At 72.7% G+C, this 24,946-nt stretch carries 25 protein-coding genes; 18 read left to right on the top strand and 7 right to left on the bottom strand.

The features are described from left to right. Positions 1-3: 3 nt before the first annotated feature. From G5V58_RS15880 to G5V58_RS15805, 16 genes are all read left to right on the top strand, one after another. A complete protein-coding gene (locus G5V58_RS15880; RefSeq protein WP_230486668.1) occupies positions 4-504 on the top strand; it encodes an acyl-CoA thioesterase in 501 nt (166 codons plus the stop codon). Then, entirely contained in the window at positions 501-1,070 is a 570-nt protein-coding gene (locus G5V58_RS15875) for a GNAT family N-acetyltransferase (protein WP_230486667.1), read from the top strand. The genes G5V58_RS15880 and G5V58_RS15875 overlap by 4 nt, the downstream gene beginning before the upstream one ends. Positions 1,071-1,197: 127 nt before the next feature. Continuing rightward, entirely contained in the window at positions 1,198-2,679 is a 1,482-nt protein-coding gene (locus G5V58_RS15870; RefSeq protein ID WP_165234759.1) for an LCP family protein, read from the top strand. Positions 2,680-2,728: 49 nt separating this feature from the next. Further along, positions 2,729-3,796: a 5'-3' exonuclease gene (locus G5V58_RS15865; RefSeq protein WP_165234756.1), complete on the top strand. Its 1,068-nt coding sequence runs from the start codon at positions 2,729-2,731 to the stop codon at positions 3,794-3,796. A 13-nt stretch (positions 3,797-3,809) separates the two neighbouring features. Further along, entirely contained in the window at positions 3,810-4,718 is a 909-nt protein-coding gene (locus G5V58_RS15860; protein ID WP_230486666.1) for a glycosyltransferase family 2 protein, read from the top strand. Continuing rightward, entirely contained in the window at positions 4,715-5,605 is an 891-nt protein-coding gene (locus G5V58_RS15855; RefSeq protein ID WP_165234753.1) for a glycosyltransferase family 2 protein, read from the top strand. The genes G5V58_RS15860 and G5V58_RS15855 overlap by 4 nt, the downstream gene beginning before the upstream one ends. After that, positions 5,589-6,308: a YqjF family protein gene (locus tag G5V58_RS15850; protein ID WP_165234750.1), complete on the top strand. Its 720-nt coding sequence runs from the start codon at positions 5,589-5,591 to the stop codon at positions 6,306-6,308. Before G5V58_RS15855 ends, G5V58_RS15850 begins: the two co-directional genes overlap by 17 nt. A gap of 2 nt (positions 6,309-6,310) precedes the next feature. Next, the gene (locus G5V58_RS15845) at positions 6,311-7,696 is read left to right on the top strand and encodes a pyridoxal phosphate-dependent decarboxylase family protein (protein ID WP_165234747.1); all 1,386 of its coding nucleotides are present in this window, start codon (positions 6,311-6,313) and stop codon (positions 7,694-7,696) included. Between the two features lie 6 nt (positions 7,697-7,702). Next, positions 7,703-8,893, top strand: coding sequence for a UDP-galactopyranose mutase (gene glf / locus G5V58_RS15840; protein ID WP_165234744.1), 1,191 nt, complete (start codon positions 7,703-7,705; stop codon positions 8,891-8,893). Next, complete coding sequence (locus G5V58_RS15835) at positions 8,890-11,001, top strand: glycosyltransferase (RefSeq protein WP_230486665.1); 2,112 nt, start codon at positions 8,890-8,892, stop codon at positions 10,999-11,001. The genes glf and G5V58_RS15835 overlap by 4 nt, the downstream gene beginning before the upstream one ends. After that, entirely contained in the window at positions 10,998-11,957 is a 960-nt protein-coding gene (locus G5V58_RS15830) for an ABC transporter permease (protein WP_165234741.1), read from the top strand. Before G5V58_RS15835 ends, G5V58_RS15830 begins: the two co-directional genes overlap by 4 nt. After that, positions 11,957-12,742, top strand: coding sequence for an ABC transporter ATP-binding protein (locus G5V58_RS15825; protein ID WP_165234738.1), 786 nt, complete (start codon positions 11,957-11,959; stop codon positions 12,740-12,742). Before G5V58_RS15830 ends, G5V58_RS15825 begins: the two co-directional genes overlap by 1 nt. A gap of 217 nt (positions 12,743-12,959) precedes the next feature. Next, positions 12,960-13,403, top strand: a complete 444-nt coding sequence (locus G5V58_RS15820) for a YybH family protein (protein ID WP_165234736.1) — start codon at positions 12,960-12,962, stop codon at positions 13,401-13,403. A gap of 146 nt (positions 13,404-13,549) precedes the next feature. Continuing rightward, positions 13,550-15,682 (top strand): glycosyltransferase, encoded by a 2,133-nt coding sequence (locus G5V58_RS15815; protein WP_230486664.1) that lies wholly within the window; start codon positions 13,550-13,552, stop codon positions 15,680-15,682. Next, the gene (locus G5V58_RS15810) at positions 15,679-16,965 is read left to right on the top strand and encodes a nucleotide disphospho-sugar-binding domain-containing protein (protein ID WP_165234733.1); all 1,287 of its coding nucleotides are present in this window, start codon (positions 15,679-15,681) and stop codon (positions 16,963-16,965) included. Before G5V58_RS15815 ends, G5V58_RS15810 begins: the two co-directional genes overlap by 4 nt. 47 nt (positions 16,966-17,012) lie before the next feature. Continuing rightward, on the top strand, positions 17,013-17,525 hold the full coding sequence (locus tag G5V58_RS15805) for a GNAT family N-acetyltransferase (RefSeq protein WP_165234730.1): 513 nt from the start codon (positions 17,013-17,015) through the stop codon (positions 17,523-17,525). Here the strand turns inward: G5V58_RS15805 and G5V58_RS15800 are convergent. Together G5V58_RS15800 and G5V58_RS15795 are read right to left on the bottom strand one after the other, a co-directional pair. Next, the gene (locus G5V58_RS15800; protein ID WP_165234728.1) at positions 17,509-18,558 is read right to left on the bottom strand and encodes an FKBP-type peptidyl-prolyl cis-trans isomerase; all 1,050 of its coding nucleotides are present in this window, start codon (positions 18,556-18,558) and stop codon (positions 17,509-17,511) included. The two genes, G5V58_RS15805 and G5V58_RS15800, sit on opposite strands and share 17 nt — an antisense overlap. Positions 18,559-18,653: 95 nt before the next feature. Beyond that, the gene (locus tag G5V58_RS15795) at positions 18,654-20,003 is read right to left on the bottom strand and encodes a low temperature requirement protein A (RefSeq protein WP_165234725.1); all 1,350 of its coding nucleotides are present in this window, start codon (positions 20,001-20,003) and stop codon (positions 18,654-18,656) included. A gap of 194 nt (positions 20,004-20,197) precedes the next feature. Here G5V58_RS15795 and G5V58_RS15790 point away from each other — a divergent pair, with 194 nt between their 5' ends. Beyond that, complete coding sequence (locus G5V58_RS15790; RefSeq protein ID WP_165234722.1) at positions 20,198-20,521, top strand: hypothetical protein; 324 nt, start codon at positions 20,198-20,200, stop codon at positions 20,519-20,521. On the opposite strand, the gene G5V58_RS15785 is transcribed toward G5V58_RS15790, so the two are convergent. From G5V58_RS15785 to cofD, 5 genes are all read right to left on the bottom strand, one after another. Continuing rightward, complete coding sequence (locus tag G5V58_RS15785; RefSeq protein WP_165234719.1) at positions 20,432-21,151, bottom strand: TIGR03089 family protein; 720 nt, start codon at positions 21,149-21,151, stop codon at positions 20,432-20,434. The genes G5V58_RS15790 and G5V58_RS15785 overlap by 90 nt on opposite strands. A gap of 7 nt (positions 21,152-21,158) precedes the next feature. Beyond that, positions 21,159-21,623, bottom strand: a complete 465-nt coding sequence (locus G5V58_RS15780; protein ID WP_230486663.1) for an adenylyltransferase/cytidyltransferase family protein — start codon at positions 21,621-21,623, stop codon at positions 21,159-21,161. Continuing rightward, entirely contained in the window at positions 21,620-22,378 is a 759-nt protein-coding gene (locus tag G5V58_RS15775) for a DUF3105 domain-containing protein (protein ID WP_165234716.1), read from the bottom strand. The genes G5V58_RS15780 and G5V58_RS15775 overlap by 4 nt, the downstream gene beginning before the upstream one ends. Before the next feature lie 87 nt (positions 22,379-22,465). Beyond that, positions 22,466-23,398, bottom strand: a complete 933-nt coding sequence (gene cofE / locus G5V58_RS15770; RefSeq protein ID WP_165234713.1) for a coenzyme F420-0:L-glutamate ligase — start codon at positions 23,396-23,398, stop codon at positions 22,466-22,468. Beyond that, complete coding sequence (gene cofD / locus G5V58_RS15765; RefSeq protein ID WP_456237788.1) at positions 23,395-24,399, bottom strand: 2-phospho-L-lactate transferase; 1,005 nt, start codon at positions 24,397-24,399, stop codon at positions 23,395-23,397. Before cofD ends, cofE begins: the two co-directional genes overlap by 4 nt. A gap of 280 nt (positions 24,400-24,679) precedes the next feature. On the opposite strand from cofD, the gene G5V58_RS15760 reads away from it, so the two are divergent. Next, on the top strand, positions 24,680-24,937 hold the full coding sequence (locus G5V58_RS15760; RefSeq protein ID WP_165234707.1) for a WhiB family transcriptional regulator: 258 nt from the start codon (positions 24,680-24,682) through the stop codon (positions 24,935-24,937). Positions 24,938-24,946 lie beyond the last annotated feature (9 nt).

Raw genomic sequence — 24,946 nt, 5'->3', positions numbered from 1 at the left:
GCCGTGACGGAGCCGCTCCCGCCGTCGTACGGGCGGGTCTCGCTCGGCGTGGTCATGTCGGCCCGCGAGGCGAACCTGCTGGGCAACATCCACGGCGGCGAGATCGTCAAGCTGGCCGACCAGACCGCCGGCGCCGTGGCCCAGCGGCACAGCGGCGGCCCCGCCGTGACCGCCGCCCTCGACGAGATGGCCTTCCTGGCCCCCGTCCACGTCGGCGACATCGTGCGGACCTTCTCCCAGGTCAACTGGGCCGGGACCAGCTCGATGGAGGTCGGCGTCCGGGTCGAGACCCAGCCCTGGAACGACCCCTCCAGCGCCGCGCTGCACGTGGCGTCGGCGTATTTCGTGTTCGTGGCCATCGACGCCGAGGGCCGCCCGCGTCTGGTCCCCCCGCTGGCCCCCGAGGACGACACCGAGCGCCGGCGCCTGCGCGAGGCCGAGATCCGCCGCGCCCACCGGCTCGCCCGCAAGCAGGAGATCGACGCGGCCCGCGGCCGCCCGTGAGCCCCTGGCTGCACGTCCGCACCGAGCGGCTCCACCTCGACCTGCCGACCGGGGCCGACGTGGACGACCTGTTCGCCATCCACAGCGATCCCGAGCTGTGGCGGCACTTCCCGGTCGGGCGGCACACCCGCCGTGAGCAGGCCGAGGAGATGGTGCGGCAGTCGGCCTGGCAGTTCGAGACCCACGGCCTCGGCTTCTGGTCGGTGCGGGACGCCGCCGACGGGCCGGTGATCGGCCGGGGCGGGTGCACGCACCCGACCGGCCGGCCCTGGTGGAACCTCTACTACCGCTTCGCCGCCTCGGTGCACCGGCGCGGCTACGCCACGGAGATGTCGCGTGCGGCCCTGCGCGCCGCGCACGCGGTGGAGCCCGACCGCCCCGTCGTGGCCTACCTGCTCGAGCACAACACGGCCTCGCGGCGCACCGCCGAGGCGCTGGGGATGACGCTGGCCTGGCGCGGGCCGGACCGGCCGAACCCCGATCCGGACGCCGTCCGACTGGTGTACGTCGACCGCGAGCCGTCCGCCGCGCTCGTCGCGGCCATCGAGGTGCACGCGCTGGCCTGACCGCGGTGCTGGCCGACGCCGGTCCGGGCAGCCCGGCGCGTCGGACCTCCTGTGACGCCTGTGACTGGTGATACTGCAGAGGCACTGCCCGCCCACCTGACCTTCCCCTCAGGAGCGACTTCCCCGCATGGCTGATCTCGAGAGCCTCAGCACCGCCGACCGCGCCGCACGCGTCCGCTTCCGCCGCGCCGTGGCCCTCATGGCGATGACGCTGGTCCTGCCGGGCAGCGCCCAGCTGGCCGCCGGCAACCGCAAGGTCGGACGGGCCGCGCTGCGCACCTGGTTCGCGCTGCTCATCGTGGCGGCGGGGTGCCTGCTCGTGGCCGCGGTGCACCACGAGTTCGCGTTCTGGCTGGTCTCGGACCTGGCCGCGCTCCAGGTCGTGCGCCTGGCGCTGATGGCCCTGGCCATCGCGTGGGCCGTGCTGTTCTTCGACGCCTGGCGGCTGGGCCAGCCGCTCACGCTGCAGATGAGCCACCGGCGGGCGGCGGTCGGCATCAACGGCATCCTGTGCTTCTCGGTCGCCTCGACGCTGCTCTTCGGCGCGCACCTGGTCGGCGTGCAGCGCGACTTCATCCAGACCATGTTCGGCTCCGGCGACGCGGTCGGCGCGCACGACGGCCGCTACAACGTGCTGCTCATGGGTGGCGACTCCGGCGTGGACCGCTGGGGCCTGCGTCCGGACTCGCTCACCGTGGCCAGCATCGACGCCGAGACCGGCCGGACCGTGCTGATCTCGCTGCCGCGCAACATGCAGAACTTCATGTTCGCGAAGGGCTCGGTGATGCGCCAGCAGTTCCCGAAGGGGTTCGACTGCGAGCACTGCATGCTCAACGGCGTCTACACCTGGGCGCTGGACAACAAGGAGCTCTTCGGCAAGTCCAAGCAGCCCGGCATCGACGCGACCATCCAGGCCGTCGAGGGCATCACCGGGCTCAAGATGAACTATTGGGCGCTGGTCAACCTCAAGGGTTTCCGCGACCTGGTCGACGCGGTCGGCGGCGTGACCGTGAACGTCCGCTCCCGCATCCCGATCGGCGGCCTCGGCTCCGACGTCTACGACTACATCGAGCCCGGGGTGCAGAAGCTGACCGGCTTCCAGACCCAGTGGTACGCGCGGGCCCGTGAGGGCTCCGACGACTACTCGCGCATGGCGCGCCAGAAGTGCGTCATGGCGGCCATGCTCGACCAGGCCGACCCGACGGTCGTGCTCAAGAACTTCCAGAAGATCGCCAAGGCCTCCTCGGCCATGGTGCAGACCAGCATCCCCGCCGGCGAGGTCGACCGCTTCATCAGCCTGGCCCTCAAGGCCAAGTCGCAGAAGATCTCGACGCTCTCGGTCGTCCCGCCGGTCTTCGACACCTACGAGCCGGACACCAAGCTCATCCACACCAAGGTGGCCGAGGCGATCGACAAGGCCGAGGGCAACGCCCCCGAGAAGGCCCCGGCGCCGGCCGCGTCCACAGGTGGCGCCGACCCGGCCAAGGGTGGCGGCAAGACCAAGCCGCAGCCCCAGCAGCAGCAGGACGTCGTCACCGGCGGCTCGGTCGGCTCCCTCGGCGAGGGGTACGCCGCCAACGAGTCCACCGACCTCGACAGCGCCTGCTGAGCCCCGCCTCCCCGACCCTGTCCCCGCGAGGACCTAGGGTGGGCGCAGCATGTCCGACCAGCCGCAGCCCACGATCCTCGCCGTCGACGGCAACTCGCTGCTGCACCGCAGCTTCCACGCCCAGGCCAGCTCGATGTACCGCACGCCCGACGGCGCTCAGGGCTGGGCGGTCCGCGGGCTGCTGAGCCAGCTGGCGGTGGCGGCCGAGCGGGTGTGCGCGGACGTGGTGGTGGTCGGCTTCGACGACCGCGGCAACAGCCGGCGCAAGCGGCGCTGGCCGCACTACAAGGCCCAGCGCCCGCCCAAGCCCGAGAGCCTGGAGCGCCAGCTCGACCTGGCCGTCGAGGTGCTGCGCGAGCTCGGCGTGGTCGTCGTGGTGCCCGAGGGCCTCGAGGCCGACGACGTCCTGGCCAGCGTGGCCGCCCAGGCGCCGGCCCACGGCGCCCGGACCGTGGTGGCCACCTCCGACCGCGACTCCTTCGCCCTCATCGGCGAGCACACCAAGATGCTGCGGATCCTCAACGGCGGCGTCGACGCCAGCCCGCTGCTCGACCCCGAGCGACTGGCCATGGTGACCGGGGTGCGCCCGGAGCAGTACAACGACCTCGCCGCCCTGCGCGGCGACGCCAGCGACAACCTGCCGGGCGTTCACGGCTTCGGGGCCAAGACCGCGGTCAAGCTGCTCCAGGCGCTCGACACCGCCGAGGCGGCCTTCGCGGACGTCGCGGCCGGCGGCGAGCGGTGCGCCGCCGCGATCGGCAGGGGCCGCGCCAGGCATCTCCAGGCGCCGGAGGCCGAGGAGCGCTGGCGCCACAACCGCGAGGTGATGGCCATGGTCCCCGACGCCTTCGCCCTGACCGGCCTGGACGCCGGCCGACTGCCGCTCGACGAGGACGCCGTGCGCGCGACGTACTCCCGCTTCGAGCTGCACGTCCCCGGCGCGATCCGCGCCCTCACCCTGCGTGAGCCGACCCGCACCGTGACCGAGCCGGGCAGTGCACCGTCCTGGCAAGATCCCCGCTGGAAGCCCACGCTCCCGCGGCCCAAGCTGGGGCCGCTGCCCAAGCTGATCCCGGCCACCTCGGGCCCGGCCTACGTCCAGGAAGCGCTGTTCTGACACGGTGGTCCGCGTGACCGACCGCTCCGGACGCCGCATCGTGGCCGTGGTCGTCACCTTCAACCGGCTCGGCATGCTCCAGCGTCAGCTCGCGCGGCTGGCCGAGGTCCCCGAGCTCGACGAGGTGCTGGTCGTCGACAACGCCAGCACGGACGGCACGGGGGCCTGGCTGCGCACCCAGCCCGTGACCGCCGAGCTGCTGACCGAGAACACCGGCGGCGCGGGCGGCTTCAGCCTGGGCCTCGAGCGCGCGGTCGAGCGCGGCGCGGACCTGGTCTGGCTGATGGACGACGACGGGCTGCCCGAGCGCGACTGCCTGGCCCTGCTGCTGGAGCGCGACGACCTCGACTTCTGGGGGCCGGCCGTGCTGGCTGCGCAGGACCCGTCGCGGCTCTGCTTCCCGATCCGGCTGCCCGGCGGCACCCGCGTGGTCCACGACATGGCCAGCGTCGAGCGCGCCGCGCAGGACGGGATCATCCGCGGGGTCCTCATCCCCTTCAACGGCGTGCTGGTCACCCGTGACCTGGTGGAGCGGATCGGCGTGCCGCGCGCGGAGTTCTTCATCTGGGGCGACGACGTGGAGTACCTCTGGCGGGCCGAGGCCGCCGGCGCCCGCATCGCCACCGTCGTCGCCGCGCACGTCCTGCACCCCGCCACCGACGACCTCGGGACGCCGATGATGTTCGGTCGCACGACCTACAACCACAGCCCGAGCGACCTCAAGCACTACTGCATGGCCCGCAACAACACCGTCAACCTCAGGCGCTACCGCGGCTGGCCGCACGTGCTGATGTTCTGGGTCAAGACGCTGTGGTTCTACACGCTGACCCGACGGGTCCCGCGCCGGCTCCCGCTGAGCGCGCGGGCGGCGTGTGCCGGGCTGCGCGGCGACTTCACCGGCCACCGGAAGTACCTCGCGTGACCGCCGAGCGCGTGGCGGCCGTGGTCGTCACCTACAACCGGGCGGCGCTGCTGACGCGGATGCTGGCCGGGCTGGCCGCCCTGGACCGCCCGCTGGACGCGGTGATCGTGGTCGACAACGCCAGCACCGACCACACCGCGACCGTGCTCGAGACGGTGCACGACCTGCCGCTCCAGGTCATCCGGCCCGAGGAGAACCTGGGCGGCTCCGGCGGCTTCCACCTCGGCGTCGAGGCGGCGTACGAGCAGGGCTTCGACCGGATCTGGATGCTCGACGACGACGTGGTGCCGGCGCCGGACTGCCTGTCGGCGCTGCTGGCCGTCGAGCCCGAGCTCTCGGACTGCCTCATGGTCACCCGCGAGGACCTGCGCGGGGCCCTGGTCGAGAAGGCCGCCATCACCTTCGACCTGCGCAACCCGATGGCCATCAAGCCCAAGACCGCGATGGTGGAGACGACCTACGGCACCCGCGCGGCCATGCCGGCCCTGGTCGAGCTGCAGAACGTGCCCTTCGAGGGCTTCCTCATCCGCCGCCGCGTGGTCGAGGCGATCGGGCTGCCCGACGAGAGCTTCTTCATCTTCTACGACGACGTGGACTACGCGATCCGCGCCCGCCGCGCGGGCTTCCGCATCTTCGCGGTCCGCGACGCCGTGCTGGTCCGCCAGCTCGAGTTCGACCAGCAGCACGACCTGGGCGGCTGGAAGGGCTACTACATGTACCGCAACCTGTTCACCGTCCACCTGCGCTACGGCGAGAACGCGCTGGTCCGCGCCAAGCCCTGGCTGATCGCCGCCGGCGTCGTCCTGCTCTCGCCGCTGCGCGGCGGCCGGTCCGAGGCGCGCAACGTGGTCCGGGCGCTGAGGGACGCGCGTGCCGGCGCCCGCTGAGCCCCTCACCCCTGATGCCCCGCCCCTGCCCGGGTGGGTGCTGACCACCCAGCACTGGCGCGACCTCGCCTTCCTGCACTGGGCCGTCGACCCCGCCGTGGTCGCGCCGTTCCTGCCGCCGCGGACCCGGCCGGACACCTTCGGGGACCGGACCTACGTCGGCCTGGTGCCCTTCCGGATGGTCGGGCTGACGGTGGGCCGGGTGCCGGTCCCGCACTTCGGGACCTTCCTGGAGACCAACGTGCGCCTCTACTCGGTGGACGACCGGGGCCGGCGCGGCGTGGTCTTCTGCAGCCTCGACGTGGACCGCCGGCTGGTCTCGCCGGTCATCCGGGCCGCCATCGGGGCGCCGTACCGCTCCGCCCGGATGGGCTTCACCGGATCCGGGGACGAGACCGGCGACACCGTCACCTACGACCACCCCGAGAGCCGGGTCCGGCTGCGGCTGGGCGCGCCGCGGGAGGCGACCCCGCTCGACGTGTTCCTCAGCGCCCGGTGGGCCGCGCACGTGCGCCGGCGCCGCGGTACGACGTACGTCCGCAACCGGCACGACCCCTGGCCCCTCCAGGACGCCGAGGTCCTCGAGCTCGACGACCACCTGGTGGCCCGCGAGGGCTTCCCCGGCCTGACCGACCGGCCGCCGGACCACGTGGCCTTCAGTCGCGGGGTCTTCTCGGAGTTCTCCCGACCCGTCAGAGTGTGACCATGGCCGACCGCGGCGAGGCGCTTCCCGTGGCGCTCGCGCACGCCCGGCGGTGGTTGGACAGCCTGGACGATCGGCCGGTGCCGCCGCAGGCCCAGGTCGAAGAGCTGGTCGAGCGGCTCGGCGCGACCCTCCCGGACGGTCCGCGCGACCCGGCCGAGGTCGTGGACGCCATGGCCACCGCGCTGGAGCCCGGGGTGACCGCGATGCCGTCGGGCCGCTTCTTCGGCTTCGTCATCGGCGGCACGCACCCCGCCGCCCTGGCCGCGGACTGGCTCGTCTCCGCCTGGGACCAGAACGCCGGCCTGGCCCGGCTCACGCCCGCGGCGACCGCCACCGAGCAGGTGGCCAGCGGGTGGCTGCTCGACCTGCTCGGGCTGCCCGCCGGGTCGGCGGTCGGCTTCGTGACTGGCGGGACGATGGCCAACTTCACCTGCCTGGCCGCCGCCCGCGACGAGGTGCTGCGCCGGCACGGGTGGGACGTGGCCACGCGGGGGCTGACCGGCGCGCCCCCGGTGCGGGTGCTGGTCGGGGCCGAGCGCCACGACACCGTGGACCTCACGCTGCGCTACCTCGGGCTCGGCGCCCCGGAGCCGGTCCCGGCCGACGACCAGGGCCGGCTGGACGCGGACGCGCTCGCGCAGGCCCTGGGCGAGGGGCCGACGATCGTGTGCCTGCAGGCCGGCAACGTGCACTCGGGCGCCTTCGACCCGTTCGGTCCTGCGGTCGAGGCCGCGCACGCGGCCGGGGCGTGGGTGCACGTGGACGGGGCGTTCGGGCTGTTCGCGGCCGCCTCCCCGGCGTACCGCCACCTGACCGCGGGCATGGCGGACGCCGACTCCTGGGCCACCGACGCCCACAAGACCCTCAACGTGCCCTACGACTGCGGCCTGGCCCTCGTGCGCGACCCGGCCGCGCTCAAGGCGGCCATGGGCATGGAGGGCGCCTACCTGATCCCCGACGCCGCCGGGGACCCGCTGGAGCGGGTGCCCGAGCTGAGCCGGCGGGCCCGCTCGGTCCCGGTGTACGCCGTGCTCGCCTCGCTGGGCCGCAGCGGCGTCGCCGACCTGGTCGAGCGGCTGGCGGGCCACGCCCGGGCCTTCGCCGAGGGGCTGCCCGAGCTGGGCGGCGAGGTCCTCCACGACGTGGTCTTCACGCAGGTCTGCGCGAGCTTCGGCAGCGACGAGCGGACCCGGGAGGTCACCCGGCGGCTGCTGGAGGACGGCGAGGCCTGGATGAGCGGCAGCACCTGGCACGACCGGGCCGTCCTGCGGGTGGCGGTGAGCAACTGGTCGACCACCGAGCGTGACGTCCGTCGCAGCCTGAGCGCGCTGGCCCGGGCCGCCAGCGCGCCGAATCCCCCCGGCGGGGTCGCGTCCGTAGACTGATCTGTCGTGTCGTCCGAGCAGCAGCCTGATCTCGTCGTCGTCGGCTCCGGGTTCTTCGGGCTGACGGTGGCCGAGCGCTGCGCCTCCGAGCTCGGCCTGCGGGTCCTGGTCCTCGAGCGGCGCCACCACCTCGGCGGCAACGCCTACAGCGAGGTCGACCCCGAGACCGGCGTCGAGGTCCACAAGTACGGCGCGCACCTGTTCCACACCAGCAACGAGAAGGTGTGGGCCTACGTCAACCGGTTCACGGCGTTCACCGACTACAAGCACCGGGTCTTCGGCAAGTACCAGGGCCAGGTCTACTCCCTGCCGATGAACCTCGGGCTCATCAACCAGTTCTTCGGCAAGAGCCACACGCCGCAGGAGGCGCGCGAGCTGATCGCGAGCCAGGCCAGCGAGATCGCCACCGAGGACGCCACCAACCTCGAGGAGAAGGCGATCAGCCTGATCGGGCGCCCGCTCTACGAGGCGTTCATCAAGGGCTACACCGCCAAGCAGTGGCAGACCGACCCCACCGAGCTCAGCGCGGACATCATCACGCGCCTGCCGGTGCGCTACACCTTCGAGAACCGCTGGTTCAGCGACACCCACGAGGGACTCCCGGTCGACGGCTACACCGCCTGGCTGACCCGGATGGCCGACCACCCGAACATCGAGGTGCGCCTGGAGACGGACTTCTTCGACGTGCGCGAGGAGTACGTCGGGAAGGTGCCGATCGTCTACACCGGCCCGGTCGACGAGTACTTCGGCCACGCCGAGGGCCGGCTCTCCTGGCGCACCGTGGACCTCGAGGAGTCGGTCGAGGACGTCGACGACTTCCAGGGCACCGGCGTGGTCAACTACAACGACCAGGAAGTCCCGTTCACCCGGATCATCGAGTTCAAGCACTTCCACCCCGAGCGGGTGAAGACGCACCTGCCAGGCAAGACCGTGATCGTCCACGAGTACAGCCGCTCCGCCCAGGAGGGCGACGAGCCGTACTACCCGATCAACACCGCCGAGGACCGCGCCACGCTGCTGAAGTACCGCGCCCGCGCCGAGCAGGAGCCGATGGTGCTCTTCGGCGGCCGGCTCGGCACCTACCAGTACCTCGACATGCACATGGCCATCGGCTCGGCGCTGTCGATGTACGAGAACAAGCTCAAGCCGCACTTCGCCGACGGCAGCGAGCTCGAGTCCGGGGGAGTGGACGCGTGACCGAGTCGACCGACCAGACCAGCAAGACGCCCGCCAAGAAGGCGCCCGCGCGCCGTCGTACGACCAAGAAGGCGGCGCAGGCCGCGGCCTCGCTGGTCGCCGAGCCGCAGGGCGACCGCCGCGTGCTCCAGCGCCAGATCATGCCGCTGGACCGCGACTTCGACGTCCTCGCGCTCTACGTCGACCCCGAGGACGCCGCCCTCGACGCCGACAAGTACGAGATCGGCGGCAACCGCGCGGCCAAGGACCTCAACAACGCCGCGATCCGCCAGTCGACCTCGACCGGCAAGAGCATCCACCCCGACCAGATCGAGTCCCGCACGGCGCTGCGGGTGCGCTCGGGCGAGCGGCTGTCGTTCGGCACCTACTTCAACGCCTTCCCCGCGTCGTACTGGCGGCGCTGGACGGTGGTCTCCGACGTCCGCCTCACCGTCGAGGTGTCCGGGCGCGGGGCGACGCTCATCGTCTACCGCTCACTGGCCAACGGCCGCTCGCAGCGCGTGGACTCCGCCTCCACCGGCGCCGAGGCCAAGGGCACCTTCGTCTTCGACCTGCCGCTCAAGCCGTTCGTGGACGGCGGGTGGTACTGGTACAACGTCGTCGCCGGCGACGACGACGCGGTCGTGGAGTCGGCCGAGTGGTCGGCCGAGGTCCCGCAGGACCGGCTCCAGCACGGCACCGCCGACATCGCGATCACCACGATGAACCGGCCCGACTTCTGCGCCAAGCTCTTGCACCAGATCGGCGCCGACGACCTGCTGCGGCCCTACCTCGACACCGTCATGGTGATGGAGCAGGGCAAGGACAAGGTCGCCGACTCGGAGTTCTTCCCGGCCGCGCAGAGCGCGCTGGGCGACAAGCTGCGCGTCATCGAGCAGGGCAACCTCGGCGGCTCGGGTGGCTACGCCCGCGGCCAGCTCGAGTCGCTGCGCAAGGGCACCGCGACGTACGCCCTGATGATGGACGACGACGTGGTGTGCGAGCCCGAGGGCATCATCCGGGCCATCACGTTCGGCGACCTGGCCCGCCGCCCGACCATCGTCGGCGGCCACATGTTCAGCCTCTACAACAAGTCCTCGCTGCACAGCTTCGGCGAGATCGTGCAGCCGTGGCGCTTCTGGTGGCAGACGCCGCTCGACGGCTACAGCCAGTGGGACCTCTCCGCCCGCAACATCCGCTCCTCGCGCTGGCTGCACAAGCGCGTGGACGTGGACTTCAACGGCTGGTTCATGTGCCTCATCCCGCGCGCGGTGATGGCCGAGGTCGGCCTCTCGCTGCCGCTGTTCATCAAGTGGGACGACGCGGAGTACGGCCTGCGGGCCAAGCAGGCCGGCTTCCCGACCGTGACCTTCCCGGGCGCGGCCGTGTGGCACGTGCCGTGGACCGACAAGAACGACGCGCTGGACTGGCAGGCCTACTTCCACGTGCGCAACCGGTTCGTCGCAGCGCTGCTGCACTCGCCGTACCCCCGGGGCGGGCGCATGGTGCGTGAGGACCTCAACCACACCATCGCGCACCTGGTCTCGATGCAGTACTCCACCGTGGAGATCCGTCACCTCGCGCTCGAGGACGTGCTGGCCGGACCGCAGGGGCTGCACGAGCAGCTGCCGACGCGGCTGGCCGAGGTCAACGCGCTGCGCAAGCAGTTCACCGACGCCCAGCTCGAGGCCGACCGGGAGGCGTTCCCCGAGACCCGGCGCAAGAAGCCGCCACGCAAGGGGCGCGACGTCGTCGAGGTCCCCGGCCGGCTGTCCCAGCTCATCACCGCCGGGCTCGCCCCGATCCGGCACCTCAGGCCGGCCCGCGAGCTGTCCAAGGAGTTCCCCGAGGTCGAGATCCGGGCGATGGACGCCAAGTGGTACCGCCTCGCGTCGTACGACTCCGCGGTGGTCTCCATGAACGACGGCACGTCGGCCGCGTTCTACCAGCGCGACGCCGCCCACTTCCGCGAGCTGGTCAAGAAGACCGCCGATCTCCACCAGCGGTTGGCCCGCGAGTGGCCGCGGCTGGCCGAGGAGTACCGCGCCGCCCTCCCGCAGATCACCTCCCCGGAGGCGTGGGAGGAGACCTTCCGGCCCTGGACCGGTGGCGGGAGCAGCGAGTCGTGACCGACCAGCTCACGCCGGAGACCACCTCGGTCGCCGTACGCCACGACCTTGAGCACGTCCCGCTCGTCGACCCCGCCGCCAAGGGCGGGCTGGTCGGCGTGCTCAAGCGGCGCTACCTGCTCTCGCTGATGGTCAAGCGCGAGCTCCGAGCCCGCTACATCGGTTCCAAGATGGGGCTGCTCTGGTCCTACATCAACCCGCTGTCGCGGTTCCTGACGTTCTACTTCGTCTTCGGCATCATCATGCAGCGCGGGGCGATCCCGAACTTCGCCATCCACCTGTTCGCCGGCATGGTCGTGGTCAACCTGTTCACCGAGTCGTTCTCGGCCGGGACCCGCTCGATCATGCAGAACAAGGGCGTGGTCACCAAGATGCCGCTGCCGCGGGAGATCTTCCCGATCGCCTCGACCCTGGTGACGATCTACCACACCGGACCGCAGCTGGTGATCCTCATCGGCGCCTGCCTGATCACCGGCTCCTTCGCGCCCAGCATGCTCGGGATCCTGGCTGCGCTGATGGCCCTGACGATCGTCATCCTGCTCGGCGCCGGCATGGGGCTGATGTTCGCCGCCATCAACGTGATGTACCGCGACTGGACCCGGGTGGTCGTGATCCTCACCAACATGATCCCGTTCAGCGTCCCGATGATGTACCCCTTCACGCTGGTGCACGAGCGGTTCAAGGGCTTCGAGGCCATCAGTCACATCTACCTGCTGAACCCGATCACCGAGGCCGTCCTGCTCATGCAGCGCTGCTTCTGGATCACCACGATCAGCCCGCAGGAGGCCAAGGAGGCCAAGGCCGAGTGGGGCTTCAGCGCCGACCTCAGCGTGAACTTCCCGCCCCACCTGTTCGAGCGCGGCTTCATCATGATCGGCGTGGCCGTGGTCTTCCTGGTCGTCTCCCAGATCGTCTTCAGTCGCCTCGACGACAAGATCCCCGACAGGCTGGTCTGATGGTCGCCTCGATCGCGGTCGAGCACGTCTCCAAGCTGTTCGACAAGCAGTTCCAGCGGACGCTCAAGCAGAAGACCGTCGCCCGGATGCGCGGCCAGAAGACCTCCGACACCTTCTGGGCCCTCGACGACGTGACCTTCACCGTCGAGCAGGGCGAGGCCATCGGCCTGATGGGCCTCAACGGCTCGGGCAAGAGCACGCTGCTCAAGCACATCATGGGCGTCATGCGGCCCACGTCGGGCAGCGTCCGCACCCGCGGCCGGATCTCCGGCCTCATCGCCACCGGCGCCGGCTTCCACCCCCAGATGACCGGCCGCGAGAACATCTACATGAACGCCGCCATCCTCGGCATGAGCGAGAAGGAGATCGACGCCAAGTTCGAGTCGATCGCCGACTTCGCCGAGGTCGACGACTTCATGGACACCCCCGTCGGCAACTACTCCTCCGGAATGTTCGCCCGCCTCGGCTTCGCCGTCGCCGTCCACGTCGACTGCGACGTCTTCATCGCCGACGAGGTCCTCGCCGTCGGCGACCAGCCGTTCAAGCGCAAGTGCATGCAGCGCATGGAGGAGATCCGCGACAGCGGCGTCACCCTCTTCTACGTCAGCCACGCCGCCCAGTCGGTCCGCAAGATGTGCGACCGCGTCATCGTCCTCGAGAAGGGCAATCTCGGCTTCGACGGCGACGTCAACCCCGGCATCAAGTACCTCAAGTACGACAACGAGGACGAGCCGGACACCCTCGACGAGGAGAGCACGGACGCGGAGCTCGGCTCCGAGGTCTGAGACTCGCTGGCGCTCGCCTCCGCCTCTGCGCCGAGCCCCGCGTCGGTGCTCTCCTCGTCGAGGGTGTCCGGCTCGTCCTCGTCGTCGTACTCGAGGCACCCGACGCCGGGGTCGACGTCGCCCGGCGGGCGGCCCGGCATGACCGGACGACCGCGCAGCGGCAGCGTCGGGTGGGTGTCTGGGGTTCCGAGTGCGCAGTCCGGGTAGTCCTCAGAGCATGACGGATGACCCGACAGAACTCGTGGCACTGATCGAGCGCAGGGTGGCGGCGGTGCGCGACCGCGACGTCGAGGCGCTGATCGCCGCGCACGACCCCGAGGTGCAGATGTTCCCGGTGCTGCCCCCGACCCGCACCACCGGGCGGGACGCCGTGAGAGACGGCCTCCGGGCGTGGCTGGACGGCTACGAGTCCGGGCCGGAGTACGACGTCACCGATCTCGACGTGGTCCGCGACGGCGACCTCGGTGTCTGCTCGTTCTTCTACCACGTGCGCGGCACGCTGAAGGGTGGCGGCGACGTCGACATGTGGGTGCGGAGCACCCAGGTGTGCCGGCGGCGCGGCGACGGTGCGTGGCTCGTCATCCGGTCCCACGAGTCCGTGCCCTTCGACGCCGAGTCCGGTCAGGCGCTGATCGACGCCGCGCCTGACCCGTCCGCGTAGGCCCTTCCGCGCGGGTCCTCAGTCGGTCGGAGCGACAGCAGAAGGTCCACCCGGAGTGGTCGAGACCTCATGGTCGTGGTCAACCGATAGCCGTCCGGCCGCGAAGTAGCAGTGTGGCTCGCTCTCTTCGACACCTCCTAGCTGAGGTGCAGCAGGCACCGTTCGTGGTGGACGGGCTGCGCAGCGGGGATCGCCTCGCGGCCGCCGCCGGCCGCGAGCGCGGGCCGGCCCCGGTGCGCCTGCTCGAGGCGGTGATCGACGAGGACGACGAGCTGACGGCGGTGGCGGCCGTGCACGCGCTGGCCCGGGTCGTCGACGACGGTGCCGACGCGGTCCTGGCCGGGCTGCTGTCGCACCCCCGTGCGTTCCTGCGGGAGCACGCGAGCTGGGCGCTGGGGTCCCGGCTGCCCGCCCTCGACGCGATCGGCCGGCTGGTCGAGGTCGTCGTAGGTGGCGGGTTCTCGGGCGTGCTGGCCCAGCGCACGCTGGCCCGGTGGGCCGTGTCGGCGCCGGCGGAGGTCGCCCTCGCCGTCGAGGGCACGCTGGCCGGGGCGGCCGGGGCGGCCGGGGCGGCCGGGGCGGCCGGGGCGGCCGGGGCGGCCGGGGCGGCCGGTCCGGTGGTCCGCAGCAGGCTGGTCGAGACCCTCGGCCTGGTGCCCGGTCCGCTCCCCGGGCCTTCGCTGGTCGCCTTCGCCGCCGATCCCGGTGAGCACCCTTCGGTGCGGCTCGCGGCCGTCGCCGCCCTCGGCGACCGCCCCGCCGATCTCGGCGCGGTGGCGGTGGTCCGGCGGCTGAGTGCGGCGGGTGGAGACCTGGGGACCGTGGCGCAGCTGGCCGCGGTCGACCTGGGGATCGACGCCGTCGGACGGGGCGAGGCCGGGTCGGGCCTGACGGTCGCCCAGCTCTTCCTGCATGCGGACGTCGACCGGGACCTCAGCCGGGCGGGCGCCGGGGACAACGGTGGCGTGGCCACGCTGCTGGTGCGGTTGGGTGACGCGCTCGCGGAGCGGCCCGGTGTCGGCCGGGTGCTCACCCTCTCCCGGGGCACCCCGCGCGCTGCCCTGGACGGGCTCAGCTCCGGCGAGGGGCACCTGCTGACCCCGGTGCCGCTGCTCACCGAGCCGGTCTCGGCGGCGCAGGCGTGGCCGTCGCGGGTGGCGGCGGAGCGCGGGATCCGTCGCGTGCTGCGCACGCACCACGCCGACGTGCTGCACCTGCGGATGGCCGAGGTCGGCAGCCTGGCCGCCGCGGAGGTGGCCCGCGAGCTGGGCATCCCGGTGGTCTTCACCCTCGCGCCCGACCCGCACGCCGTCATCCACGCTCTCGACATGACCGGCGCGCTGCACCGCGGCAACTTCGGCAGCGAGGACGAGCGGGAGCACTACTGGTTCCGCGCCCGCCTGGTGCAGCGGCTGGCCGCCGACGCCGCCCACGTCGTCCTGTTCCCCCGCCCCGAGCTGCAGCACGACATGCGCGAGCTGCTCGGCCTCGACGTGGCCGCCCAGCCCGACCGGTTCACCGTGGTCCCGGAGGGCATCGACCTGGGCGTCAGTGCCGCGGCGGCGGCGCAGGTGGAGCGGTCCGGGCCGCCCGGTCCCGCTCTGGCGGACCTCGATGCGCTCGTCGCCACGCTGCCGGAGCACCGCAGGCGGCTGCCTCTCGTCATCAGCGTGGGGCGCCTGCACCGGGTCAAGGGGATGGCGACGCTGGTCGAGGCGTGGGCCGGCGACCCCGAGCTGGCCGAACGGTGCAACCTGGTGATCGTGGGAGGCGACCTGGCGGAGCCGTCGCCGGACGAGCGTGAGCAGCTCGACCTGATCTCCGGGGTGCTGGAGCGCTTCCCGCGCGCCGCCGCAGGGCTGCTGCTGCCCGGGCACCGCCCCCACGACGTGGTCGCGGTCTGGCTCGCGGCCGCGCGCGCAGGCAGGGTGGACGGCCCCGGCCCGGACGGTGTCTACGTGTGCAGCAGCCTCAAGGAGGAGTTCGGCCTTGCGCTGCTGGAGGCCCTGGCCTCCGGGCTGGTGGTGGTGGGTCCGGCGGCCGGCGGACCGGCGACGTACATCGAGGACGGGGTGACCGGCGTGCTCGTCGACACCCGCCGCCCGGACGAGGTGGCCCGCGGCATCCGTGCGGCGTTCGGCCTCGCCAGCGCACCGGGGCAGCCGCAGCGGGTGGACCGCGCCCTGACGCGGATCCGGGCCGACTTCACCGTGCAGGGCATGGCCGAGCGGCTGGGCGCGATCTACGCCGGTGCGGCCCGTGCGGCGGAGAGGTCATGACCCTCCTGGTGATCAGCCCGGACTACGCCTCCCACCTGCTCCCGCTGGCGACCCTGGCGACGTCCTGGCGCGATGCCGGCGAGTCGGTCGTGGTGGCGACCGGACCCGCCACCGCCGGCATCGTCGCCGACTTCGGGTTCGACCGCGCCGACCTCGTCCTGGGCCGGGGGTCGAACCCCGGCGTCATCCGGGCCGAGGAGCAGCCACCCGGGGAGGATGCCGCCCTGCGGGGCTTCTTCGCCGCGACCCGGCACGGCCTGGTGGCGACGTTGCGCTACCAGGCCGAGGCCCGGCGCGACGACCTGCTGTGGGAACCGGTCGCGCGGGCGCGCGCGGTCCTGGACGTCGTCGACCGGGTGCAACCGGACCAGGTGCTGGTCGACCACCTCGCCTTCAGCGCCCGGATCGGACTGGCCGCGGCGGGCGTCCCGTACGCCGACGTCGTGCTCGGCCACCCGTCGGCGCTGCCGGTCGGCGACGAGGTGTACGGCTACCCCTCCGCCTGGCCCGCGGCCTTCGACCCGCCGGAGGACGATCTCGCGGCCCTGCACCGGTTGTGCTGCGACGTCCGCGACGCCTTCACCACGGAGTGGAACGCCGCGCTGCGCGCGCTGTCGCCCGGCGCCGCCGAGTCGGCGGACGCCTTCGCCGAGCACGGTGACCTGCTGATGCTGAACTACCCGGCGCCGCTGCACGACCCGGCCCGCACGGCGTTGCTGCCCCCGCACGCCTTCCTCGGCTCCGCCGTACGCGCCCAGCCGGCGACCGACGACGTCCGGGACTGGCTCGCCCTCGACGACGACCCGGTGGTCTACGTCAGCTTCGGCAGCTTCCTCTCGGCGCGCGGGGACGTGCTGGCCACGGTGCTCGACGCGCTCCGGCCGCTCGGCCTGCGCGTCGCGGTGGCGAGCGGCTCCGCCACCGGCCTCCCGGACGTTCCCTCCGAATGGCTGGTGCGGCCCTTCCTGCCGCAGGTCGCCCTGCTGGACCGGGCGGCGGTCCTCATCACCCACGGCGGCAACAACAGCGTGACGGAGGCGCTCAGCGCCGGCGTGCCGATGGTGGTCCTGCCCTTCTCGACCGACCAGTTCGCGGGGGCAGCGGCGATCGAGGCCGCCGGTCTCGGGGCCGCGCTCGACCCGAACGCCGCCGCGGCGACCGAGCTGACGGCCGCCGTGCGTGCCGTCCTCGACGGTCCGGCACCGCAGCTGGCCCGCGCGATCGGGGCGGAGCTGCGCCGGGCGCCGGGTCGCGAGGTGGCCCGGGCGGTCCTGCTCGGCTGACGGCGGCCCCGGGCTGGTCGAGGGCGGGCCGACCTAGGGTGAAGAGCGTGGAGCTGCAGCGCCTCGGTCCTGGCCACGAGGCGGCGGTGCTGGCCTTCGAGGTGGCCAACCGGGCGTACTTCGCCGCGTCGATCTCGGATCGGGGGGAGGAGTACTTCGCCGACTTCGCCGCCCGGCACGCGCGGGAGGTCGAAGAGCACGAGGGCGGGGAGTGCGCGTACTTCGTCCTGGTCGATGAGGGTGGCGACGTCGTGGGCCGGTTCAACCTGAGGGACATCGAGTCCGGTTCGGCGGTGCTCGGCTACCGGGTCGCGCAGGCCGTCAGCGGCCGCGGGCTCGCGTCGAGCACGGTGGCGCGGGTGTGCGCGGTGGCGGCGGCGCGGCTGGGTGTGGGGGAGGTCCGGGCCGCCACCGCGGACGCGAACGTGGCGTCCCGACGGGTCCTGGAGAAGGCCGGTTTCAGGCGTGCGGGGCCGGCCGAGCCGGGCGCGGTCGGCGGGCGGTCGGGCCACTGGTACGTCCGGACCGCCGCCGAGCCGCAGGCTACTCGGCCTTGGTGACGTCGATGACGAACCAGAGCGTGGCGTTGCCGGGGATGGAGTCACCGCTGCCCTCGGCGCCGTAGCCGTAGGCCGGCGGGATCTGGAGCAGCACGCGGCTGCCGACCTTGACGCCGGTGAGGCCGATGGTCCAGCCCTGGATGAGGCCGCTGAGGGCGCTGGTCAGGGGCTGGCCCTTGGAGTAGCTCTCGTCGAAGGGCTGGTCGGCGTCGAAGACGGCGCCGAGGTAGTCGACGGTGACGGTGTCCGAGGCGGTGACCTCGGCGCCGTCGCCCTCCTTGAGGACCACGCGCTGCACGGGGGTGTCGAGGGCGGGCTCCTCGACGCCGGTGAAGTCGAGGCCGGTGGGCTTGCCGTCCTTCTCGACGACCTTCGGCTGGGTGCTGGGGTCGGCGTCGTGGGCCTGGTCGTCGGTGGGCTCGGGGGCGACGGCGGCCTTCTCCACGATGTCGGCGACGACCACGACGCTGTCGTCGGCGCTGACGCCGAGCTGGTTGCTGTCTGCGGCGTCGGCGCCGAAGAGGGCCTCGGCGGTGGTGACCGCGGCGACGCGCGAGCCGTAGGTCTGCCCGGCCAGCAGCTTGTTGAAGACCTCGCCCAGCTGGGCGCTGTAGGGGATCGACTCGGGCGCGCCGTTGTCGTAGTCGCTGTAGATGTCCTTCTGGGTCGTCCCGTTGCCGACGTAGAGGTAGGTGCTCACGGTGTCGCCGTCGGCCACCTCCTCGCCGTCGCCGGGGACCAGCGTGGTGACGGTGGTGTCGTCGGGCTTGTCGATGGCGCTGTGCCACTCGGCCTTGAGCTCCTTGCCGACGTCGCCGGTGAAGCTCACCTGGTCGAGCTCGCCGGTGGGGGCGGCCGAGCCCGAGGCGTCCGCGGAGGCCGAGGCGGAGGTCGACGCCGAGTCCGAGGCCTTGCTCTCGGAGCTGGAGTCAGCGCCGGAGTCGCTGGAGTCGCCGCAGGCGGCGAGTGCCGGTACGGCGAGCAGGGCGGCGGCGCTCAGGAGAGCGGCGGAACGGCGGGTACGACGGAGCACAGGTATGACTTCCTGGTCGAGGAGCGGACCGAGCCACGCTAGCCGCCGACCCTGTGAGGAACCTGGGCGCCCTCAGGCTCAGGGGGATCGGCGGGTCAGGCCGCGCTGGGGGAGGGCGCGGGCGGGTCCGCCTCGACGACCTCGGCCGTGTGCCGGTAGCCGACCACCTCGTGGCCGACGACCTCGACCACCGCGCTCAGCGCGACGAGGGCCGCGACGGCGACCAGCCCGGCCAGGTCGGCACCGTGCTCGAGGTTGAGGGGGTCGTCGCCGCCGACGACCCGGGCGGCCACGAGGGCGGCACCCAGCGGGACCAGCGTGGCCAGGAACAGCGGCACGTGGGAGAGGTCGTAGGTCCGCATCAGCACGCTCCACGTCACGAAGATCGTCAGCAGCACCGCGGCCACAGGGAGGGCGAGCGCGAGCGCGACGTCGAACAGCGACAGCTCCCCGCCGTGGACGGCGGCGGCCGCGACCCGGAGCCCGGCGCCGACCGCGGCGATGCTACCGAAGATGGGCAGGTGCGCGTAGCGCCACGCGAAGGTGCGCTCCGGGTACGCCTCGAGCACGATCCGCGACGGGATGAGGAAGTAGGCCCACCAGAAGCCCGCGGCCAGCAGCAACCCGGACGCGATCACCACGACGGACGCGGCCGACCAGCCGTCCTCGGAGGTCACCGCGGCCACGGCGGTGGTCGTGGCGGCCACCACCTCGCCCAGGGTGATGAGCGCCAGCAGGCTGAACCGCTCGGCGACGTGGCCGGCGTTCCACGGCGCCCGGCCGAGCTTCCGCTCCAGGACCACGGGGGCGGCCAGCTCCGCCGCCGCGAACGCCACCACCAGCGCCACCGTGACCTCGACGGGGAGCGGCAGCAGCGCCACGGCGACCCAGCCGGCCTGGGCCAGCGCGATGACCACGGCGTACGCCGTCGCGGTGTCGCGGTGCTCGGCGTCGTCGCGCGCCGCCCGGAGCCAGAGGAAGATGAGGGGCACGCGCATCACGACGTACCCGATGAGCATCACGGTGTTGTGCGGGCTCTCGCCGGCGGCCGCGTCCTCGAAGCTGAGGGGGAGGCCGAAGGTGAGCACGACCACGCCGGCCATCTGCACGATCGTGGCCAGGCGGAACAGCGCGTCGTCGTTGCCGTAGGCCGAGGTGAACCAGGTGAAGTTCATCCACGCCCAGCTGATGGCGAAGACCGCGAAGCCGTAGGCGCCGAGCGCGGAGCCGACGTGTCCCAGCTCGACCTGGTGCGCCAGCTCTTCGGCCGCCTTCGCGAATGCGACGACGTAGGTCAGGTCGTAGAGGAGCTCGAGCGGCGTGGTCGACCGGCTGCGCTCGTCGGGGTCGCGCCCGGTCATGGGGCGCAGTCGGTGCCGCAGCTCGTCGCGCAGCTGCGAACGCACCTGGGCCACCTCGCGCCGCTGGGCCTGCTGCTCGCTCACCCGCACCCCTCTCGACGCCCCTCCCGTTACCCCGTTCCCGGCGACGGCGACGGGATGTGACGAATCGTGGGGTCATCGGCGTGTCGACTGGCAATTACAGCGTTGTAGTTACTCAGTTCCTCTTCCGCGCCCCCTGTGGCCCATGTGAAAGTTGCAACGCGTGTGACCTTCCCCCACACAGGAGCAGCCCTTCCATGTCCCCCCTCCAGGCGCGCTACGTGACCGCCTGCCAGCAGGTGCTGGCGCTCGGCGTCGTGGTCATCGCCCTGGTCCCGGCGACCCGCGTGGTCACCCTGGACGTCGTCGGCGTGCACCCCGGGGCGCAGGGCTCCAGCCCCACGGTGGCGGTCCCGGACTCCTCGGTGCACGCCGGGCGGCCGGCGCACGCGCGCAGCATCCGCGTGGCCGAGCGGGCCGCGGCGCGGGGCTCAGTCGAGGCGCGTCGCGCGCTCGGCGGCGGCGATGGCGTCCATCCGCGCGTCGTCGGCGCCCGCCACCAGGACCAGCGAGCCGGCTGAGACCAGCGGCCGCGCGAGCGCGGTGACACCTGGTGGGGAAGCCGGGTTCGCCGCTGTGAGGAGCCGGCCGGCGCCGGTCGAGGGAGCACTCCCGGCGCCGGTCGAGCCCCCGAACAGCTCGCCCTGGGTGGTGCCGGACGCGAGGGCCGGGTCGTCGTCGCCCGGCGGGTCGTACGGCGTGAAGGCGTCCGGCTGGCCCCAGACCTCGACGCCCACGTCGTGGACGCCCGGCGGGAGCGGGTCGGCGAAGCGGACGCCGAGCGGGAGCAGCGCACAGGCCAGCACCGGGAGGTCGGCGGCGCGGGGGCCGTGGCCGGCCAGCCCGTCCGGGCCGCAGACGACCGCGTCGGGCACGACGTCGTCGTCCGGGAAGGCGACGACCAGTCCGGCGGTCCACGCGGCACCGAGGAAGACCGGTCCGAGCCAGTGCGGCGGCAGGTCCACGAGCAGCACGTCGCCGCGCTCGAGGTCGTGCTCCTCCACGAGCAGGGAGGCGGTCTTGGCCACCCAGTTGGCGTAGGTGGCCACCGACAGCTCGACCCGCTCGCCGGTGCGCTCGTCGTACCAGGTCAGCAGCGGGCGCCCCGGGTTGCTCCGCAGCTGCACGGCCAGGCCCGCGGCGAAGGTCACGCCGACCTCACGAGGTGGGGCTGTCGGCCCGGGAGAGCTCCTCGTTGATGCGCGTGCTGGAGTCGGCCTTGTCGTCGCCGCCGACGCCGTAGACCATCTCCAGCCCGATCTCGTCGGCCAGGGCGGCCTCCGGGGCCGGGTCGCCGTCGGGGGAGCGGTCGCCACCGTTGCAGAAGACCAGCTCGGCGTGCGGGTAGCGCTCGCGCACGTGGCGCAGCGAGGCGACCACGGTCCGGTCGTCGTCCACGGCCACGATGGCCTCGTCGACCGCACGGAGCTCGGCCACGATCGCCTGCCGGTCGTCCTCGGTCATGAGGATCCGGCCCTTCTTGAGCAGCTGCTGCCGGTCGTTGTTGACGATGACGACGAGGTGGTCGCCGTGCGCCCGGGCCGCCCGGATCATCTTGAGGTGGCCGATGTGGATCGGGTTGAAGTAGCCGCTGACCACCGCCACCCGGCGGGGCTCGCTCACATCGCGTCCGGCTCGGGCGCGTCGGTGTAGGGGTAGTCGAGCATGAACTGCTTCAGGGCCGCGCCGCTCGGCTCGCTGCAGTACTGGAAGACGCCGACCTGCTGGTCCTTGCTGTCCCCGCCCTTGGCCGACCAGTGCGAGAGCGCGACGTGCATGCCGTCGGGGAACTTGCCGCTCTCCTTCTCGTCGTCGGCCGTCCACGGCGCGGCGATGAACTTGTAGCGGAAGTTGGTGCTGTCGGAGCGGAACTTGTCGGCGATGCCGTCGATGACGTTCAGCTGGCCGGAGTCGTCGGCGATCGACTGGTCGTACCAGAGGATCGTGTAGCCGTGCTCCAGGTTGTGCACGAGCGCCTCGAGCTCGGGCCGGTCCTTCTCGGTGTAGAACTTGCGGTTGAACGGCGCCGGGGCGACGTTGGCCTCGTTCCAGTGCGGGCCGAACGCCGGCGGCGCGGTGGTGTAGGTGATCTGGGTGCCGGTCGGCTTGTGGTCCTGGTTGCCGTCGGCGGGCTTGGTCTCGACCTTGCGGCAGTCCGAGGCAGGAGCGCCGATCGAGTCGATCGCGATGTCCTTGAACTTGCGCAGGTCGTACCAGTTCTTCACCGGGCGGTACGCCGCCGCGACCACGATCAGCAGCGCGACGAGCGCGCAGACGCCGACGATCGCGAACCCGCGGCGCCGCTCGGCGCCCTTCTGCTTGCGGCGGAGCTCGTCGATGACCGCCTGGCGGTCGGACTTGGACGACTTCTTGGCCATCGGCTCGGCAGTACCTCGGGTGTGGGCGGCACGGGACGGTGTGAGTCGGTGCGACTCGGGCGTGCTCGCAGAGCACGACGGGGGAGTCTACGGAGTGGCCGGGCGGATCACCGCTTTCTCAGCCCCTTCTCCGGCAGCCTCCAGGGCCCAGCCGAAGGCGAAGGCGAGCGGGGCCAGTCGCGGGTCCGGCGGCACGCCGAGCGCGTCGCCGAGCGGCTCCGGCTCGGCTCCGAGGACCTGTCGTACGGCGGCCGCGACCTCCGCGGCGGCCGCCGGGGCTCCGAACGGCGCCCGGTCGGCAGGATCGCCGGCCAGGGCCCGCACGACGGCCTCCCGGGCGCCGTACCCGAAGAGGTCCTCGCCCTCGACGCGCTGGAGGGCGACGGCGCCCGGCCCGTGCTCGCCGCGCGGCAGCACCAGGTCGGCCCGCCCGCGGACGCGGGCGAACGGCCGCGCGGTCAGCTTGCCCTGGGCCAGCTCCGCGGCGCTCGCGAGCTCGTCGGCCACCGCCGGGGCGGTCACCGCGAGCCGGTTGCCGTAGTCGTCGACCCGGCCGCTGTGGTCGTCGAGGACGACCAGCCCCGCGGCGCCGATCGCGATGTCGGTCTGGCCGGTGCGCCAGGCCCGGCCCGCGGTGTCGGTGATGACCACCGCGACGTTGGGCGCCAGGTTCTCGCGCAGCACGCGCGCCGACGCGTCGGGGTCGAGCGGGAGCAGCGCGAGCGAGCCCGCCTCGACGTTGGAGTTGTCGATCCCCGCCGCGGCCATGGTGAGCCCGAGGCGGTTGCGCACGATCGTGGTGGGCCCGCGCCGGGCGACGATCCGCACGGTCTCGGCGGGCAGCACGGCGTCGCGGTCCGTGCCGGGCACGAGCCGGCCCTCGGCCTTGCTGACGACCTTGCTGGTGACCAGCACGACGTCGCCGTCCTCGAGGTCCAGGCTGGCGCTCACCAGGGCGGCCAGGTCGTCGCCGGGCCGGACCTCGGGGACGCCGTCGGGCGCGAGGACGGTGAGGCTCACCGCACCAGCCGGATCGCCGCCGCGGCCATGGTGGCGGTGGCGTCGTGGTCGGTCATGAAGAGGGGTACGGCGGCCGCGGCGAGCCCGGCCTCCTCGAGCCCAGGCAGCTGGTCGGCGTCCGACTCGTCGACCAGCCAGCCGTCGAGCACGCCGCCCCGGCTGCGCGCGCCGTAGTGCCGGCCCACGCCGCCGGCGCTCACCTCGACGCCGATCGCGGTGAGCACCTGCTCGGCCATGCCGCGCACGTGGGTGCCGCCGATGATGGGGGAGAGGCCGACCACGGGCGCCCGGGTCGCGGTCAGCGCCTCGCGGACCCCCGGCACGCCGAGGATGGTGCCGACCGAGACCACGGGGTTGGACGGAGGCAGGAGGACCAGGTCGGCGTCGGTGATCGCCTCGACCACGCCCGGCCCGGGTGTCGACTCCTCGAGGCCCACGACGACCACGGCCTCGGCGGGGACCTGCGCGCGCAGGCGTACCCAGTACTCCTGGAAGTGCACCACCCGGCGCCCGCTCGGCGAGTCGGGGTCGGGGACGGCGATGTGGGTCTCGACCCGGTCGTCGGTCATCGGCAGCAGGCGCACCCCAGGCTGCCACCTGCGGCACAGGGCCTCGGTGACCTGCGAGAGCGGGTAGCCGGCCTCGAGCATCTGGGTCCGGACCAGGTGGGTGGCCACGTCGCGGTCGCCGAGGCCGAACCAGGTCGGCTCCACGCCGTACTCCGCGAGCTCGGTCCGCACGCTCCACGTCTCGTCGCGCCGGCCCCACCCGCGCTCGAGGTCGATGCCGTCGCCGAGGGTGTACATCACGGTGTCGAGGTCGGGGCAGACCTTGAGCCCGTGCACCCAGATGTCGTCGGCGGTGTTGGCCACCACGGTCACGTCGGCGTCGGCCGCAACGTCGGGCAGCGCGCCCGTCCGGACGCCGTGCAGCAGCCCCTGGAGGAACTTCGCGCCCCCCATCCCGCCGGAGAGCACGGTCAGCGCGCGGAGCTCGGTCACGGGTCCAGCCTGTCGCATCGGCTCACCCCGGCGGCCGGGTGGTCCGCGGGGGTGGTCCGGATGGCCGTCGCTCATAGCAGAAGGAATCTTGACTTTCCGGGTACGACAGGCATGTAATTCCACTAGTGTCGTTCGGGTGGGAAAGCTGAAGTCCAGGCGACACGCTGGTCGAGCAGGGTCGAGCTCAACACACATTCCGGTCTCGGGGCCGGGCCAGAGGTCGGTCGACTGGGTCGAGGTCCACACCAACGGATTGCAGGGTCGAGAGGCGGGGTGTCACATGCGAGAGCTGTTTCTGCTTGACGGGGACGCCGACGACGACGCGGGGTGGCAGGAGCGTGCGCTCTGCGCACAGACAGACCCCGAGGCGTTCTTCCCCGAAAAAGGCGGTTCCACGAGGGAGGCCAAGAAGGTCTGCCTCACGTGCGAGGTCCGGACGGAGTGTCTGGAGGCCGCGCTGATGAACGACGAGCGGTTCGGGATCTGGGGAGGTCTCTCCGAGCGCGAGCGTCGCAAGCTCAAGAAGCGGGCTGTCTAGAGCCGCGAG

The organism is Nocardioides anomalus (assembly GCF_011046535.1).
GTDB classification, from domain to species: domain Bacteria; phylum Actinomycetota; class Actinomycetes; order Propionibacteriales; family Nocardioidaceae; genus Nocardioides; species Nocardioides anomalus.
This window is presented reverse-complemented; position numbering and strand designations above follow the sequence as displayed.